Annotated in this window: 20 protein-coding genes; 6 read left to right on the top strand and 14 right to left on the bottom strand. The window is 44.7% G+C overall.

The annotated features are described in order from the left end of the window. Positions 1–7: 7 nt before the first annotated feature. Together argC and MKY22_RS03170 are read right to left on the bottom strand one after the other, a co-directional pair. The gene (gene argC / locus MKY22_RS03175; RefSeq protein WP_341090060.1) at positions 8–754 is read right to left on the bottom strand and encodes an N-acetyl-gamma-glutamyl-phosphate reductase; all 747 of its coding nucleotides are present in this window, start codon (positions 752–754) and stop codon (positions 8–10) included. A gap of 12 nt (positions 755–766) precedes the next feature. Continuing rightward, positions 767–1039: a hypothetical protein gene (locus MKY22_RS03170; RefSeq protein ID WP_341086615.1), complete on the bottom strand. Its 273-nt coding sequence runs from the start codon at positions 1037–1039 to the stop codon at positions 767–769. 507 nt (positions 1040–1546) lie between these two features. Here MKY22_RS03170 and nhaC point away from each other — a divergent pair. Both nhaC and MKY22_RS03160 read left to right on the top strand, forming a co-directional pair. Then, positions 1547–2923 (top strand): Na+/H+ antiporter NhaC, encoded by a 1377-nt coding sequence (gene nhaC, locus MKY22_RS03165; RefSeq protein ID WP_341086614.1) that lies wholly within the window; start codon positions 1547–1549, stop codon positions 2921–2923. Positions 2924–3181: 258 nt separating this feature from the next. Then, on the top strand, positions 3182–3391 hold the full coding sequence (locus MKY22_RS03160) for a DUF3006 domain-containing protein (protein WP_023467214.1): 210 nt from the start codon (positions 3182–3184) through the stop codon (positions 3389–3391). A 91-nt stretch (positions 3392–3482) separates the two neighbouring features. Here MKY22_RS03160 and MKY22_RS03155 read toward each other — a convergent pair whose 3' ends face one another. The 5 genes from MKY22_RS03155 to nfsA all read right to left on the bottom strand — a co-directional run bounded on the left by MKY22_RS03155 (position 3483) and on the right by nfsA (position 7498). After that, positions 3483–3935, bottom strand: coding sequence for a hypothetical protein (locus MKY22_RS03155; RefSeq protein WP_341086612.1), 453 nt, complete (start codon positions 3933–3935; stop codon positions 3483–3485). A 2-nt stretch (positions 3936–3937) separates the two neighbouring features. Next, positions 3938–4483 carry a TlpA family protein disulfide reductase gene (locus MKY22_RS03150; protein ID WP_341086609.1) on the bottom strand — a complete coding sequence of 182 codons (546 nt, stop codon included), beginning with the start codon at positions 4481–4483 and terminating at the stop codon, positions 3938–3940. Positions 4484–4631: 148 nt separating this feature from the next. Then, positions 4632–5342: an NAD(P)H-binding protein gene (locus tag MKY22_RS03145; RefSeq protein WP_023467211.1), complete on the bottom strand. Its 711-nt coding sequence runs from the start codon at positions 5340–5342 to the stop codon at positions 4632–4634. Positions 5343–5497: 155 nt separating this feature from the next. Beyond that, the gene (locus MKY22_RS03140; protein ID WP_290780386.1) at positions 5498–6736 is read right to left on the bottom strand and encodes an LCP family protein; all 1239 of its coding nucleotides are present in this window, start codon (positions 6734–6736) and stop codon (positions 5498–5500) included. Positions 6737–6751: 15 nt separating this feature from the next. Then, positions 6752–7498, bottom strand: coding sequence for an oxygen-insensitive NADPH nitroreductase (nfsA, locus tag MKY22_RS03135; protein WP_341086604.1), 747 nt, complete (start codon positions 7496–7498; stop codon positions 6752–6754). A gap of 144 nt (positions 7499–7642) precedes the next feature. Between nfsA and MKY22_RS03130 the strand changes: the two genes are divergently transcribed. Continuing rightward, positions 7643–8554, top strand: coding sequence for a hypothetical protein (locus tag MKY22_RS03130; RefSeq protein WP_214728476.1), 912 nt, complete (start codon positions 7643–7645; stop codon positions 8552–8554). A gap of 88 nt (positions 8555–8642) precedes the next feature. Here the strand turns inward: MKY22_RS03130 and MKY22_RS03125 are convergent, their stop codons facing one another. Next, positions 8643–8906: a hypothetical protein gene (locus MKY22_RS03125; RefSeq protein WP_149426844.1), complete on the bottom strand. Its 264-nt coding sequence runs from the start codon at positions 8904–8906 to the stop codon at positions 8643–8645. Positions 8907–9055: 149 nt separating this feature from the next. Between MKY22_RS03125 and MKY22_RS03120 the strand changes: the two genes are divergently transcribed. After that, a complete protein-coding gene (locus tag MKY22_RS03120) occupies positions 9056–9886 on the top strand; it encodes a GNAT family N-acetyltransferase (protein ID WP_290780440.1) in 831 nt (276 codons plus the stop codon). Here the strand turns inward: MKY22_RS03120 and MKY22_RS03115 are convergent. From MKY22_RS03115 to MKY22_RS03100, 4 genes are all read right to left on the bottom strand, one after another. After that, entirely contained in the window at positions 9875–10810 is a 936-nt protein-coding gene (locus MKY22_RS03115; RefSeq protein WP_290780378.1) for a hypothetical protein, read from the bottom strand. The genes MKY22_RS03120 and MKY22_RS03115 overlap by 12 nt on opposite strands. A 112-nt stretch (positions 10811–10922) precedes the next feature. Further along, on the bottom strand, positions 10923–11282 hold the full coding sequence (locus tag MKY22_RS03110; RefSeq protein ID WP_064300833.1) for a hypothetical protein: 360 nt from the start codon (positions 11280–11282) through the stop codon (positions 10923–10925). 29 nt (positions 11283–11311) lie between these two features. Continuing rightward, positions 11312–11797 carry a GNAT family N-acetyltransferase gene (locus MKY22_RS03105; protein ID WP_214725314.1) on the bottom strand — a complete coding sequence of 162 codons (486 nt, stop codon included), beginning with the start codon at positions 11795–11797 and terminating at the stop codon, positions 11312–11314. A gap of 14 nt (positions 11798–11811) precedes the next feature. Next, complete coding sequence (locus MKY22_RS03100; RefSeq protein WP_214728472.1) at positions 11812–12327, bottom strand: GNAT family N-acetyltransferase; 516 nt, start codon at positions 12325–12327, stop codon at positions 11812–11814. Between the two features lie 248 nt (positions 12328–12575). Here MKY22_RS03100 and murB point away from each other — a divergent pair, with 248 nt between their 5' ends. Further along, positions 12576–13487: a UDP-N-acetylmuramate dehydrogenase gene (gene murB, locus MKY22_RS03095; protein WP_035398835.1), complete on the top strand. Its 912-nt coding sequence runs from the start codon at positions 12576–12578 to the stop codon at positions 13485–13487. 54 nt (positions 13488–13541) lie between these two features. Here the strand turns inward: murB and MKY22_RS03090 are convergent, their stop codons facing one another. Further along, positions 13542–14765 (bottom strand): aminopeptidase, encoded by a 1224-nt coding sequence (locus MKY22_RS03090; protein ID WP_035398837.1) that lies wholly within the window; start codon positions 14763–14765, stop codon positions 13542–13544. 98 nt (positions 14766–14863) lie between these two features. Between MKY22_RS03090 and MKY22_RS03085 the strand changes: the two genes are divergently transcribed. Continuing rightward, entirely contained in the window at positions 14864–15283 is a 420-nt protein-coding gene (locus MKY22_RS03085; protein ID WP_023467198.1) for a YkvA family protein, read from the top strand. Between the two features lie 36 nt (positions 15284–15319). On the opposite strand, the gene MKY22_RS03080 is transcribed toward MKY22_RS03085, so the two are convergent. Next, on the bottom strand, positions 15320–16156 hold the full coding sequence (locus MKY22_RS03080; RefSeq protein WP_023467197.1) for a formate/nitrite transporter family protein: 837 nt from the start codon (positions 16154–16156) through the stop codon (positions 15320–15322). Positions 16157–16161 lie beyond the last annotated feature (5 nt).

The following is a 16161-nucleotide window of genomic DNA, read 5'->3' as shown; positions in this document are numbered from 1 at the left end:
CTCTTGATTAAATGTAGATCGGCTGTTGCGTTAAACCGGATGTCTCATCAAAACCAGCTAGAATGTTGGCATTTTGAACGGCTTGTCCGGCAGCTCCTTTTTGCATGTTATCGATGACTGAAACGATGGTCACTCGCCCTGTCCGATCATCCTTATAAACGGTCAAATCACAGTGATTACTCCCGACGACGGATTTGATTTCCGGATCAGCCTGTTGGATTCGGACGAATGGTTCCGTTGCATACTGGTCCGTCAACCAGGATCGCCACTCCGTTTCCGATAAATCCATCAACGGCTGAACCGTCATAATCGCCATGATGCCTCGATTGATCGGTAGTAGTTGAGTCGAGAACGTAATCGGATGCGATGATCCGGTCCATTCGAAAAGCGCCTGCTCAATTTCCGGGATGTGCTGATGCTGATTCACTTTATACAAGCGAACGTTTTCGCTTGAATGGACATGATGCGTTTGTGCCGTCAACGTTTTCCCTGCTCCCGTCAGACCAGAAGAAGCTTGAATGATGATTTGAGATGGATCGATTTTTTTCTCTTTTAAGAATGGTGTTAGTCCAAGCAAAACTGCTGTCGCGTAACAGCCTGGATTCGCAATCCATTTGCTAGCTGTAACAGCTTGACGATTCCATTCTGGTAATCCATAAGTTGCTCTTTGTTGTAACTGGGCATCAATGGGTTCCTTGTCATACCACGTTGCATATGATTCAGCTGGAAGTCTCAAATCGCCACTTAAATCAATGACGTAACCCGATCAGTTTTGAAGTTGTTCTAAGTAATGCTTCGAAATCCCACTCGGTGTCGCTAAGAACACCATATCCGTCTCGGTTTCCATCAAATGCTCCACCGAAAAGAAAGATAACGAGGAATATGTTTTTTTATTCATGAATGGGAATACATTATGCATGGATTCCCCCGCCATCGAGTCACTCATCAAACAGACGATCTCAAATGAAGGATGTGCTTCTAGTAGGCGAATCAGTTCAATTCCCGTGTATCCTGTTGCTCCGATGATGGTACATTTCATATCTGTACGCTCCCCTTCAAAGAATGTTATACCGATTTAAACATATGTATATTTATACTGTCAATTGAATTTTTATTAGTTTTTATACAAAAAAAGAAGCGTTGAAGCGATTGTCTTCTATAAGACAGTCCCTTCAACGCTTCTTTTACACGCATCTACTTAACGCTTTTCCGCACGTTGCGCTACGAGATGATCAATCCCAAATACGCCTGCACCCATGATCGCGACGACTACTACAAAAATCAATGTAAACATATGTATCCTCCTCATCGTTCACAAAAATGTCATTTGATACTTCTTATTGTGCAAGATTTGAACTAAAAAAGTAAGCGTTTACGACAAAAAATCGTCACATTTCTATTTTTTTATATTTTTCATCGACACTCTTATGGTTGACGTCCTCTGTAATATTCGTTAGTATTACGTTTGTTCAATGCTTTTGTGCATAAAAGCGTGTTAGTAACAGAGCATTATCATACTTTCATATTCATATAAGGAGGTGGAAGCATGCGCATGTCATTCCGTGAATCCGCAGCTATCCTAGGAATCAGTATCATCATCTTATTGTCCGCGTTATTCGGTGCTAAAGCCGAACCGCATCTTGCCATCTTGTCTAGTCTTATTTTCGTCTCAGGATATGCCGTTTACCGCGGTTTTAAGTTCGAGGACGTCGAACACCATATGATTCAAGGTATTCGTGAAGCGATCAAACCGATCCTGATCATGTTGCTCGTCGGTATGACGATCGCGGTCTGGATGATGAGTGGCGCAGTGCCGACCCTTCTTCATTTTGGGTTATCTACCCTTTCAGCGACTTGGTTCGCACCGAGCGCTCTTCTGATCGCGATGGTCGTCTCGACCTTTACAGGCAGTTCGTTTACAACGATTGGTACGGTCGGTGTTGCCTTGATGGGAATCGCGATCGCACTGGGCGTCAATCCTGCGCTTGCAGCAGGTGCCATCATCAGTGGAGCTTGTTTCGGAGATAAGATGTCACCTTTATCAGATACGACGAATTTCGCGCCCGGAATCGTCAATGTGTCTGTGTTCGATCATATTCGTTTCATGATGGGAACGACGATTCCCGCTATCACAATCACATTCATCTTATTCTTCATTTTCGGACGTAGTAGTGGAAATGTCGATTCGTCTGCTGTTCAAACGACACAACAAGAGTTAGCTCGTTTGTTCGACTTGTCACCTTGGACGTTGCTTTCACCGTTGCTCGTCATGGTATTAGCATTACGTAAGATGCCGGTCGTTCCAACACTTGTTGCTGGCGTTTTAAGTGGATTGTTGTTAACAGGTCTTGTACAAGGAAACTGGAATATCTCGAACTGGATGGCCGTCATTCAGAACGGGTTAAAACTAGAATCTTCTAGTGAGACGGTCACATCCATCATTAGTAAAGGTGGATTGCAATCGATGATGTGGTCGGTGTCGCTCGTCATGCTCGCCCTTGCGTTCGGTGGTGTCTTACGTGGCATCGGTGTCATTGACGTGGTCATTGAACGGACCGTTTCTAAACTAAAACGTGATGGTAGCATCATTTCATCCGTCGCCTTATCGTCTATCGGTGTAAACGTGATGGCTGGGGAACAATACTTGTCCATCTTGCTTCCGGGTCAAGCATTCAAGAAAATCTTTGAAGAGCGTCAGATTGATCCGCGCTTCCTCTCTCGTTCACTCGAGGATGGAGGAACACTCGTCAATCCGCTTATTCCGTGGGGTGTTTCTGGGGCGTTCTTCGCTTCGACACTCGGTGTCCCAGTAACAGCATACGTTCCGTTCGCATTCTTTTTACTCCTTTCACCATTGTTTACGTTTTTACTCGCATTTCTTCGTCCAACGAAAATCGAAACAAAATACTCTCTCGCTTCTTGAGTCTATTTCATATTAAAGATCCGATATGTCCTATCGGGTCTTTTTTTCTTTCCAATATCTCCTTTATTTCCTGTTAAATACGTCAGATTTAAGACGAAAACGGCTTGGAATCACGTTTTTTTAAAGAATCATGTGTAAAGATGAAATGAACTGGGAATATACCAAACATAAGATTAAAAATTACAGAGAATGATAGAGAGAGAGTACGTTCCTGATCGACCGAGGGATGACTTCGATGTAATTGTGGGAGGAGTTAATATGATCAAACGTGGTACGCTGGAGCGACTTGACGGCAAGTATGCTGTCCTACTATGGGAAAATGGTTCAAGTTTCATTCCACGACGTTATTTACCACCTGAAGCAAGGTTAGGCGATACGATTATTTTTGACGGTACAACCTATACGTTAGATGTCAGTAATTCATCACCCTCTTCCTTTCAAACATTTTCGTTTCGGCAAATGGGTTGATGATCGATAAAAAGCCATTCCGTATCATGCATTGACTATGGAGAAGGAATTTCTCTCATCAGTCTTTCATGAAATGAATGGCTTTTTCGCTTTATCTACGCACATATAGGGAGTGACCATCACACGATGGACAAGGAAAGTGATCAATATCGGATATTTCGATTCGTTCAAGTTCCGTCTGATCATGTGGGCATTCGTAAAGTGGTTGAACGACATCTAGTTGCAAAAACAGGGCACACCAAAATCGATTCGAAAATCGGTGACAAATCGGACAGTGGTATAAATCCAATTGATACGGTACCCAACCATCCGCTAATTCCTCCTGATGGAGCTGATAGTGCTGAATTAATCGAAATCGATTCCAGTCGTCTACATACGTCCGCTGTAAAATCGGTTCATGCATCGACGGAACGAACCAAAGCGGGAGACCCGTCATGAACGCTTCGACCCCTTGCGTCAAGACAGCAGGAAATGTCGGCCAACCATCTAGTTGACCGAGTTGGAATGTTTGTTGAAAGGAGCAGTTGCGGCATAGGAGTTCCATCGTCATCCTCCTGTTCGTTTCACCATCTCTTTTAACATCTGTTCCGTTACAGGACCGATGTGTTTCGAAAGAATCGTTCCTTTCCGGTCTAATACATAAGTTGCTGGCATTGCTACGAGACGATAAGCATCTTCTGAAGTTCCCTTTCGATCATATAACACAGGATATTCAACAGGTGTCTGCTTCAGAAAATCAGCAACATCCGAAACACGTCGTTCTGATGTCGTGACATTGATTCCGTAGACGGGTATATCTGTATGTCGTGCAAAGGCATTTAGTTCTGGAATCTCTTGTTTACACGGTGGACACCACGTTGCCCAAAAATTAATGACAAAGACATCATGATTGATTTCGTCTAGATCGACAGTTTTTCCTTCTTGACGCAAGGATAGATTCGGGGCTTTCATCCCTACTTCGAGACCACCTTGTGATACTTGTTTTTGTTGTTGCTCCACTTTTTTTTGTTTTGCATCATATGTTTGATAACTTTGATAGGCAATGCCGATAATAGCAATCGCTAGGATCAGATAGATCAACGGTTTTTTCACATCTAACCCCCTCCTTCTTTGTTCAGTGTAGCAGACTTCCTCTTTTCGACTATCTACTTTTATCAACAAAAAAGCGAACTCTTCCGTCTTATACGCGGAAATGAGTTCGCTTTATTTTAGAGACTTCACGTTTTAACGAGACACACGGTTAGTTAAAACGTGGTAATTGTTTTTTGACTTGACGGTTATCTTTAACGCTACCGACAGCTTCCGCTCCTCCTAAGGCCTCATTCAAGGATGTCTTTCCTTCCTTGACTTCTAGACGTCGATTAAATACCGATCGATTATCGACAGAAGCAACGAGGATCGATGCGACATCCGTTTCCGAAATCGTCGCGTCCTTCGTGTCCTTCAAATCTTCATCGGCTTCAATCAAGCCACGCCCTTCACCTGTTGTGATGGCAACCGGACAAATGATCGTATACGTCAAACCACTATGTTCAATCTGTTCCTCTGCTGCATTCTTAGCAGCGTAGAACGGATAGACATCTTTCTTGAATTGCTCAGGTCGATCTGCACCATAAGCGCTCAGTAGCACGAAATGACGTACTCGCGCTTTTTTAGCTGCATCAATTGTTTTCAAAGCGACTGTTCGGTCCAGCAGTTCTATTTCAGTTGCTTCGCCGTCTACTCCTGCGGTCGCCGCACAAATGACTGCATCCTGCCCTGCGACTCCGTGCTCAATGACTTTTTCGAGTTCTGTTTCGATATCGACGTAATGCGCCTTGACACCGAGTTTTTCGAATCGTTCCACCAGATGTTCATGACGAACGATGACCGTGACCTGATGACCCTTGGCAAGCGATTTGACGACGCGCGCTCCAATCGTACCGGATGCACCTACGACTAGTACTTTCATATGGGGGTCCCTCCTCGATAAGTTAGTCACCTTCGTGGAATGTCATGATGTCATGTCCAAAAATCGTCGATTTCAGAGATAACCTAAAACAATCCACCAAAGGAGCAACGTACATCAATTTATACCCGCAATGACCGGAAGGAAACCCCTCCCCATTAGTTCTTCAATGTGCCATAAAACGTCGTATCGAGCTGATCACGTAGTTCTTGCAGTGCCTTCTCATTCGGTAAGTCATAGAAAATCCCGTTCAGTCGTTGGCTGACGGCTTCGATTTCATAATGTTTTCGTTCTGACATCAAGGCAATCGATAACCCTGCCGTTGCCATCTCGCGGACACTTAAATCAAGGTTCATCTCTTCTTTCATATACGTGTGCGCTGCTGGAATTTTCGACCATCCAGTCGGCTTCATCAAGTGTGTCGCGACGGCTTGGATGACTTCCGACTGACGATTCGCGCGCGCTCCGTCATTATCCGTTTTTCGATGTCTCGAATAGGCAAGTGCCATCGCACCATCCATATGATATTCCTTCCCTTTTTGGAATGAATACTGATTTGCTTTCCCACTCGCATCCTGCTCGGAGAACGTTCCTGTCGAGACAAGGTCGATTCCGCCGATTTGATCCACTAATCCGATGAAACTATCGAAGGAGATGACGATCTTTCCATCGATCTCTTCATCGAGTAGACCCGAAACAGCATCTTGCGTACATTCTTCTCCACCGAAGGCAAAGGCATGTGTGATTTTATCCTTCTTTCCATTCTCACAGGAAATCGGTGTATACGTATCTCGAGGAATCGACGTCAGTTGAATCGTTCGAGAAAGTGGAATGAATTGCATGACCGACAGGGAATCCGAACGTGATCCACGCAACGACTCTCCAGGTCGTGCATCACTACCAATCAATAGGAACGTGAATGGTTGTGAAGCAAAAAGAACGAATGCGATGAGCAACAATAAAAATAGTCCAAGAAGCTTTCGTTTAAAACGACGTTTTTTCTTGATTTTTTTAGGATGAGTTTCTCTTGAAGAGACGTCAGGATTCTGCTGTACCGATTGCTCTGATCGCCCCGCCTTCCTCGAGCGTCTCGAGCGTTCCCGATTAGCAAACAACCGTGATCCGGCATTCCCGATCATCTGTGCGACCTGTTTAAGCATGCCGCTCCCGGAACGACGCGATGTACTTTTTCTATCTCGCGGTTGCTCTTCGACATATCGATGATACGTAGCCGGTTCTTGCTGTTTCTCAAAGGAGTCTTGATAAAATGATTCGTCCGGCGCGTACGCTTTCGAAAAAACTTCTTCTTGCCTAGCCTGCTCTTCTTGTCTAGCTTGCTCTTCTAACTGCATACGTCGTCGCTCTAAGCGAGAGCGGTGTGGTTGATGTTCTGCCATTCAGATACCTCCGTATCAATCTTTTGCGATCTGTTTCTCTTTCAAGAACTCGCGGAGATACGTCCGTTTCGGTTCGTGCATCGAGGCAGCCATCTGTTTGACCCACCCTTCTGTCCGTTGACCACCGGTCCGTTCTCCGTAATACGATGACGTTGACTCTTCGTATCCTGTCAGTAACTCACGCATCGTATCGTCATCAGTATACGTATTTCGGTGGAAGACCGCATCCATCGGAAGGCGGGGTTTTTTACCCGGTTGTTGATCTGGAAGACCGATCGCGACTCCAAATAATGGTACGACGTGATCTGGAAGTTGTAAGAGTTCGCTGACACGACGAGCATCATTTCGTAGTGAACCGATGTAGACCGTTCCGTAGCCGAGCGACTCGGCAGCTACGACTAAATTTTGAGCGGCAAGTCCCGCATCGACAGCCCCTACGACAAGCGCTTCCGTCGTCTCGATCGTCCGGCTCACGTCGCCTCCTGCTAGTTCTGCCGCTAACGTATGTTTGTGGTAATCCATACAAAAGACGAAGAAGTAACTGTTTTCTGCCACATATTGTTGACCACTTGCAACGTCGGCTAATTGTCGTTTCAATCCTTCATCTTCGACACCGATGATTGCATAAGCTTGCTGATAAGAGGATGTCGAGGCAGCCTGTGCGGCTTTTATGAGTGTTTCAATCGTCTCTTCGTCTAATTGATGTTGTTTGAATTTCCGGATGGACCGGTGGTTGAGTAAATGTTGAATGGTTTCATTCATGTGTAATCGTCCCCTTCTGTAATGAGTCTTCTTATTTAAGATAGTCGTCTCTGACTAAAAAGCGCAAATGAAGAGGTTCGGTTTATGAAAAAAGCGGGAATTGAATAGTGTTGTACTGTGCTTTTCTTGCGAAGGAGGGCGATCATGAGAATACGGAAACTGCGACTCTTACTAGAACAATATGGCGATACGACCCTTCGCGATATCATCGTCGAAATCTATCGTCAACTCCCGAGACAAGTCATCGAAGAGAAAGAGTTTGACGCCATGTTGACACAGTTCATGAAGTATAAGGATTTGCAAAAAGAACAGGAACAACCGACCGTCGAACAGACGATTGCTCAGACGGAACGGTTTATTCAATTAGCATACGATCTCCAGTACCTTGAGCCGAATCCGATCGTACCGCTTCGCGAACAAAAGAATTGGTATATCACCGCCAAACGCCTGCTTAAGCATTTACGCCACTATGCTCATCGTAAAAACGGAACCCGTATTGCCTTTGAGGAATTTTTCTTTCTTCTTTCGTCGGCTGCCGGGGAAGAACCTTTATTTTTAAGTAATGATCCGTTTCGATTATTGAAAGTCTCGCAAGTCGATTTTTTTCAAGAATTAGTCGGCTATTATAAAAATGATAGTCATGGTGTCGAATGGATGGAACGCGCCCTCTATACAGCGTTGAAGGTTCCGATGGACGTCGATACTGAGCGCAGTGATCTTTTGCTTGCCGTACTTGCCCATTGCGAGAAACCCGAACATCAAGAAGCATACATCCATTACTTGAATGCGCATGCTAAAAAATTACAGTCGCATGTTCGGATTGATGCAGACGCTTTATCCACCTATCAAGAAATTCGTTTCGCAGAGCTACATGCTCTCATTTCCTTACGCGCGTTAGAACGAGCGGAGACGATGCTGTTCACTGAATACATCCCATATTTTTCGCATCGCTCGACTCCGTTTCGTTATTATCTCGATCTCCTCGAACGAGCCGGACTCGAACAAGAACACGAAAGAATGGCACGCGTTGGTCGAAAAAAACGAATTCATTTCTAAGAGTAGATTCTTCTTGTTCACACGTAGTAGACAATAAAAGGCAAGTGACGATGGATTCGTCACTTGCCTTTTATTAGTCAGATTCATTTCAATCGGAGGCATTGACGATGCCAAGTCCGACTGTTGCGAGTAATGCAATACAAGCGAATAGGAATGCCATGTCGTTCGGTGAATCGAAGCCTTCATAGATCGGTTCCTTCCGATCAACGATGATATGATCCTCCGCGCCATAATTCCCATATGTCGTCGAACTGCTTACACCCGGTTCATCGTAATCACGCGCTTCGGCTACCAATGTATCCGCGCTGAATAACCAGCCCGATAAACCGATGACGATCCAGAGATACTTCATGATAATTTTGCCTCGATTCTTTCTTATCTTCAGGAATCCATCTACTTTTTGTTTGAAACAGAAGATATAAATACCTTTTATTTCCTGTAATATAAAAGTAAGATATTTTGAACTTCACTTTGCTAAAGGAGGAACTTAATTTGCCTATTGTGTATTACAATCAATTGTCTCATGTTCAAAGGCGACACGTCCATCAACTTCTTCAGTACCATCAAAAGGCATATGATTTTTCATATTTTCAGCCGCTTGAAGATTGTCAATGGGTCTACCTCGAATCCGGTCAGGTGAAAGCGACGCTCGGATATCATGTCGTGCATGACGTCGTTCACTTTATGAACAGCGCCTTTCATGACATCAAAGCCTTTCGTCATCTGGCTATTTTGCTACACTTACATGCCGTTCGACAAGGATGCCGGCAGATACATGTACAAGTCTCTCCGCCGCATGATCTTTCTTTAACTTCGATTTGGAAAGAGCTTGGTTATAGTTTATATGCCGAACAGTTTCGTTTAATTGGACTCTCAGAAGGACAGCCTGCTACGCTACGTTTGAAAGCTGTTCATGCACAGAATCAAGATACTTATCTCGCACTTCGTAACGATGCCCTTCAAGGAACACATCACTTTTTTCCTTATCAGGTATCTGATTTAGACAAGTTGATTCAACGAAAAGCGATTCCTTACTTAGTCTATGATAAGCAACTGATCGTCGGTACACTATTATTTCAAAAGCAGGGACAGAATATCCGTCTTCTTGAAATCACGTGCTTACCAGAGCTGAGACGTCAAGGATACGGTAGCCGCATCCTCCATGCATTTCAAGAAAAGTTACGACGTGCAAACATCCAAACGTTTGAAGTCTTTTTTCTCTCAACACAACAAGATGTATTACGCCTGTATCATCCCTCGATGTTTTGCGATATCCAGTTAACCTCTCATTGGCATACGTTCAGTACGGATCAACCTCCGTTAATCATTTAGGCGATTGACGATTCCCTTGTATTCAGGCAACACATACTCCGCATCCATTTCCCGAAAATCAACATGACCCGTTTTACGAAGCACTAGCCCCATCTCGTATAACTGTTCGATATAGGCATCTCCCCATGTCAAGGCAAGTCCCGGTTGGTGATTATGAAAAGCAAGCAAGGCATCTTCAATAATTTCAGAAGCAATGGATGCTTGCATCACACGGTTCAATAAAGATTGGAACAGTACGGTTTGTCGTCCGATCAGCGCATAAAACGGGAAATAATGTTTAGCATAAACAAACGTCGGCAAATAGGCATCCGCCTCAATCGTCTTTAACAACAATGGTGAAGCGGGACGTTGTAATCGTTCTGCAAGTCCAACGGTCGCCTTGCATTCGCACAGCTGATCAAGCACTCGAATCGTCAACTCTTCTTCGATATCGAGCAATAAGACGAGATCCAGCAGATTCAATTCATGCGTCTCCATGAATTGATCACTGCGTTGAAGATGCATCGTATAAGTAAAGTCCAGCTTTTCAGCAACAAGTGCCCACAACTCGGAATGGCGCGCCGCATATAGACCTACCGGAAAGTGAAGGGGTTGGCGGACGATCGAGCGATGCCCTTCAAGTGTATAGACTTGATTGACGTCCAGACCGTCTGCTAGCAGCATTTCGAGTAACTGCTGACGATTTTGACACGTGACGAGTGTTTGAAACAGACGATCAACCTCGACGAGTGGTTGTTTCATTTCAAGCGCTATTTTCAAATGAGCAGGTGAATCCTGCTCTAGCGCACGCTTAATGAATTGTAAGGCCTGTTGTTCCGCATCGTTCAGTTGGGCGACATGTGTCCGAAACATTTCGATGTCAAGTTCCCGAAAGGCTTGTAACGCCGGTGCAATTGATTGATTTTTTACAAAGGGTTTCCACATGATTCCCTCGACCTCCTCATTCCAGTATCTCTTCGTAGTGTACGCAATATCCTATCGTCTTGAAAGCAAAAAATGGAGAATCTTCCGTCGTTTCAGGAAGATCCTCCACTTTTTATTTTTTACCGACTTTTAAATGAGCGTTTCGAAAGACAGCATCTTGTTTTCCTGTCTTTTCAACACTTGTTCCGACAGACCCCAGGTATTCGAGTTCATCCTTTGGTTGAATGAACTCGTATGTGATGGCAGGTTCGCCCCGAAGTCGAACGTGTATGATTTGTCGATGTCGTAAAGAGAATGATGCGCGCACTTCAAGAAAGGAGGAAGCTGATAAATCATGTTGCCGCTCTAAGATCGTCATCAACTCTTTTTCCGAGTCACGATAGTTCCCCTGCAATTGAGCATACGAAATACCGACTCCTAAAGATAGGATGCCAATTAGACTAAGAGCGAAAATGACCAGCACTTTCTTCATGACTGATCCACCTCCGAAAAAAGTTCATTCTACTTATTCATCGGTTCATCCATCGTTGACGTGAAGTCTTTTTTCGAATCCTTTACGTGAAACTGCATGTCCACATGTGGAATATCATCTTCTAAATAAGGGTCGGATACGGTTTCGAAACCAAACGATCCGTAAAACCCTTCTAGGTGTGCTTGTGCCTGTAAGTAGATCGCAGCTTCTTTCTGCAAATGTACCATCGCTCTCTCCATCATTTGTCTCGCTAACCCAACCGATCGGTGATCACGATGAACAGCTACCCGTCCAATCGCTACTCCTTTTGTAGGATGATTATACATCCGAAGGCATCCGACGATTTGACCGCTCTCACTCCGTACGATTAGGTGTGTCGCTTGTTGATCTTGATCATCTAGCTCCGGATACGCGCACTCCTGCTCGACGACGAAGATATCCGTTCGTAATTTCAAAAGTGCATATAAGGTATCAGGTGTCATGGAATGAAAAGACGCGAAGTTAAATTCGTACATAAAAACTCTCCTCTTTAGTTACGACAAAGTCGTGATAGTTGTCCAACATAAATCGTGACGGGAACATCTCTAAACACCGTATCTTTTTCCCAGTTCAGCCCGTTGGCACGAGCGACATTTTGCGAAGCACGATTATCGGGATGAATGATCGAGATGATTCGATCATGCCCTCGATTGAACGCCTCCATCATTAATCGTTTTGCTGCTTCACGACCATAACCGACTTTCCAGTGCTTTGGTTCGAGCCAATAACCGACTTCTAACTCTTCTTTCCCATCCACTTCCTGCATCAATAATCCGGCAAAGCCAATCGGTTCATTCGTTTCTTTTATGAACAACAGTAAAAAACCAGTTTGTCGCTCATCCGAATATCGCTCCAATTGCCGTTCGAACCACTCTCGTGCCTCATCTTCACTTAAGGCAGTGCCTCCATTGATATAACGCATGACTTGCTCATTTTGGACAAGTGACTTATAAAAACTAAAATCCTCTTCTTCGAACGGTCGCATCCATAAACGTTCACTTTCCATCGTCATCGCCTCCTTCTATACTTCTCTTTTCCCGAGTTCTTTTCGCTTCATTCCTCTTCCTGATCCTGCTTTCCCTGTGACATTTTTCATTACTAATCGATGACATTCACTCCCTAGTGCTTGCAATTCCCGGCATAAGTCGGTATTTTGGGAACAGTATGTTGAACAATGACCGTACGATTAATGTTAAAATATATTTTGAGCGCATGAGCGCTGGGTAGGAATTCACGAAAAGGACTGAGACCATAATGACTGAACAAGTAATGACGGGACTGTATGAAGGCATTTCAAAAGAGTCCGTACTAATCAATGAACCTTTAAAATATCATACGTATACAAAAATGGGAGGAATCGCGGATTTATTCATCATCCCAACTTCTTATGAAGAAACAGCTTTTGTCGTCCGATACGCTTACGAACAAGGTATTCCCTTGACGTTGCTTGGAAACGGATCGAATCTTGTCGTACGTGATGGCGGCATTCGCGGCATTGTCCTCTCCTTTGAGAAGTTAACCGATATCTCGGTCGAAGGACATGAGCTCGTCGCTCAAAGTGGCGCAGCAATCATCGAAGCGTCTCGTGTAGCTTACGCGCATCAGCTCAGCGGTCTTGAATTCGCTTGTGGGATTCCAGGAACGATTGGTGGCGCATTGATCATGAATGCGGGAGCATACGGTGGTGAAGTCAAGGATTGCCTCCATAGCGCTACTGTATTGACACGGCAAGGAGAACTGTTGAACATTTCGCATGATGAACTCGAACTGGGATACCGGACAAGTTGCTTCTCGAAGAAAGAATACATCATCCTCGAAGGTCGATTTGCCTTAACAGAGGGTGACCCAGCACTAATCAAGGAAGTCATGGATGATTTGACGCATAAGCGAGAAACGAAACAACCACTCGAGTACCCTTCTTGTGGTAGCGTCTTTAAACGTCCAGAAGGCTATTTTGCAGGGAAGCTGATTCAAGATAGCAACTTACAGGGAACACGCATCGGTGGTGCTGAAGTGTCCAAGAAACACGCTGGTTTCATCGTCAACGTCGAGAATGCGTCAGCATCCGACTATATCGCGCTCATTCGTCATGTCCAAGAAACCGTTCAAGAAAAATTCGGTATCTTACTTGAGACAGAAGTGAAAATCATCGGTGAAGAAGCATAATCCATCATTTTATTAAAAAGGTGAGCTCCGTTTCGGACTCACCTTTTTGTTCATTTAGATTGACCAGTTTCCGTCACGCATGACTGATTCACGCGTTCCGTCTGCAAGTTCTCCTTCAATCGATAGATCCGCTGATCCAATCATGAAGTCGACATGCGTCATCGAGTCGTTCGCGCCTTGTGCTTCTAATTCTTCTGCTGAAAGGCTTGGACCATTTTCGAGACACGTCGAGTACGCACGACCAATCGCTAAGTGGCACGAAGCATTTTCATCAAACAATGTATTATAGAATAGGATACCCGAGTCAGAAATCGGCGAACGGTGCGGCACGAGCGCAACTTCTCCGAGATAACGTGCACCTTCATCAAGTGAAATCAAGTCATCTAATGCTTCTTGACCCTGTTTCGCTTCCGCTTTAACGATTTTTCCGTTCTCGAACCAGAGTGTGAACTCATCAATCAAGTTCCCACTATAGCTAAGCGGTTTTGTGCTCGAGACGTGTCCGTTGACACCTGTCTTTTTTGGTAACGTGAACACTTCTTCTGTCGGCAGATTCGCGATGAAATCAACACCATCTGCATTCGGACCACCGCCACCTAACCAAACATGACGTTCTGGTAATTCGATTGATAATTCTGTTCCTGGAGCTGTGTAGTGCAATGTTTTGTATTTCTTCTCTGTCAGGAATTTTGCTTTTGAACGCAGATTATGATCATGATCCGCCCATGCAGCGACCGGATCCGCTTGATCGGCACGTGTAGCCTTTAAAATAGCTGACCAGAGCTCTTCAACAGCATTCTCTGAATCAGGGAATACTTTCTTCGCCCAGCTTTCAGAAGGTGCTGCTACGACACACCAGCTGACATTGTCACTCATGACGAACTTCCGCCAATTAGCAAGAGCGACACCGGCTGCTTTATTCGCACGTGCGATTCGGCTCGAGTCCACGCCATTCAATAAATCTGGATCTTCACTGACGACTGATAAGAACGCAGTCTTTTCTTCTGCCAGTTGGTCGTAACGTGCTTTTAACCAATCCGGGAACGTATCAAACGACTCTTCCGGTGCATCGAAATAACGGATTTTCGTCATCTCATCATCTGACCATTGTACATATACTTGCGTAGCTCCTACTTCGTAGGCGACACGCGTGATTTCACGAACGAGCGGCAAATTTTCGATTCCTGCACGCACCTCGAGTTGTTGTCCTGGTTGTAGATTAATTCCCGTACGCACGGCTAAAGACGCGTATTGTTGTAATTCTGCTTGTGTCGGCATTATGTAATCCCCTTTCTTGTATCTTTATTTTCACGAAATAGTTGCAATTTTGCAAGAAATAAGGCGAAACTAGAAAGAGAAGAGAAGGAGGCATCACCATGGAATTCACACCCGGCGATTTTAAATCGGCCTATACGTATTTTCACCGACAGGCACTCGACCTCGTTGGTGATGAAAAAGCACAGCAAGAATTGTTAGTTCGAGCAGAAATCGGACTTGCGCACTTGACGCAAGATATCGCGTCTACAGAAAGCTCGGACATCGAACGCGAGGCAGAACTCGTCCTTTATTTTCAATTAAAACAACTGCTTGAAATGCTTCGTGCTCTCTATCAGAAAAAATTCGAAATGCATGCGGAGCAGGAACAATTGTTATTGACGGCCGTTCTGTACTTCACGTCTCCTGTTGACGCCTTACCGGACGATAACGTCCTCGGGCTCTTCGATGATGCACAAATCGTCGAAACGATTTATGAAGAACTGGCTGCAGACGTCGATCGCTTTCAACATATGGAATGAATGAAAAAAGCAGCTGTCGCGACAGCTGCTTTTTGATTACGCATTTTGTTTCGAAGCAATATGAACAGGTGTCGTGGATTGACGTGATTCATCTACTTCTAATTTTTCTTTATTCAGCCACGTATAGATCATTCCCATGAAGACTGCTCCACCAATGATGTTACCGGCTAAAGCTGGCAACAGGTTATGCATCGCTCCGGCAAATGTGATCGTATCCGGATGTGGTACGACTAACGCAATGGAGAACAGTGCCATATTGGCGATGACGTGATCAAATCCAGAAGCAAAGAATACTGCGACGAGTACCATCATCATCATGATCTGCGCCAACTCATTCTTCATGTTCTTTGGAATGAAAATCGCTAAACAGACCATCCAGTTACAGAAGATAGCACGTGTGAAGATTTCCCACGTCGTATGGTGGATCTTCGTTTCTGAGACAGAAAATAACCAGTTGTTCATACCAAGCTCTTGGATGATTCCTGTTTGAGAAAAGAGTAGCGCAAACGCCAATCCGCCAAGTCCATTTCCGATCAGACAGATCAACCAGACCTTCATCGTATCCATCTTCGTCGTATAGCCGCGCATCGTCGCCGTCGTGAAATACATCGTATTCCCTGTGAATAGCTCTGCCCCACCATAAACGATCAGGACGAGTGCCACTCCGAAGGTCAGTCCACCGACAAGTGTCGCAACAGGTGACTCCGCCATATATAGACCGTTAATTGCTTTTAAAGTAAAAATGATTGCAAATCCAATGAAAATTCCCGCTAACATGGCACGAACTAAGTACTCGAGAGGACGCATTTGTAGCATGCGCGTCGACTTGATTGCTTTATTCCGTAATCCTTCTAATGCTTCTACCTCGTTCATCGTAG

Source organism: Exiguobacterium sp. FSL W8-0210 (assembly GCF_038006045.1).
Taxonomy (GTDB): domain Bacteria; phylum Bacillota; class Bacilli; order Exiguobacteriales; family Exiguobacteriaceae; genus Exiguobacterium_A.
Note: the sequence above shows the minus strand (reverse complement) of the source record. Positions and strands in the feature narration are given on the sequence as shown.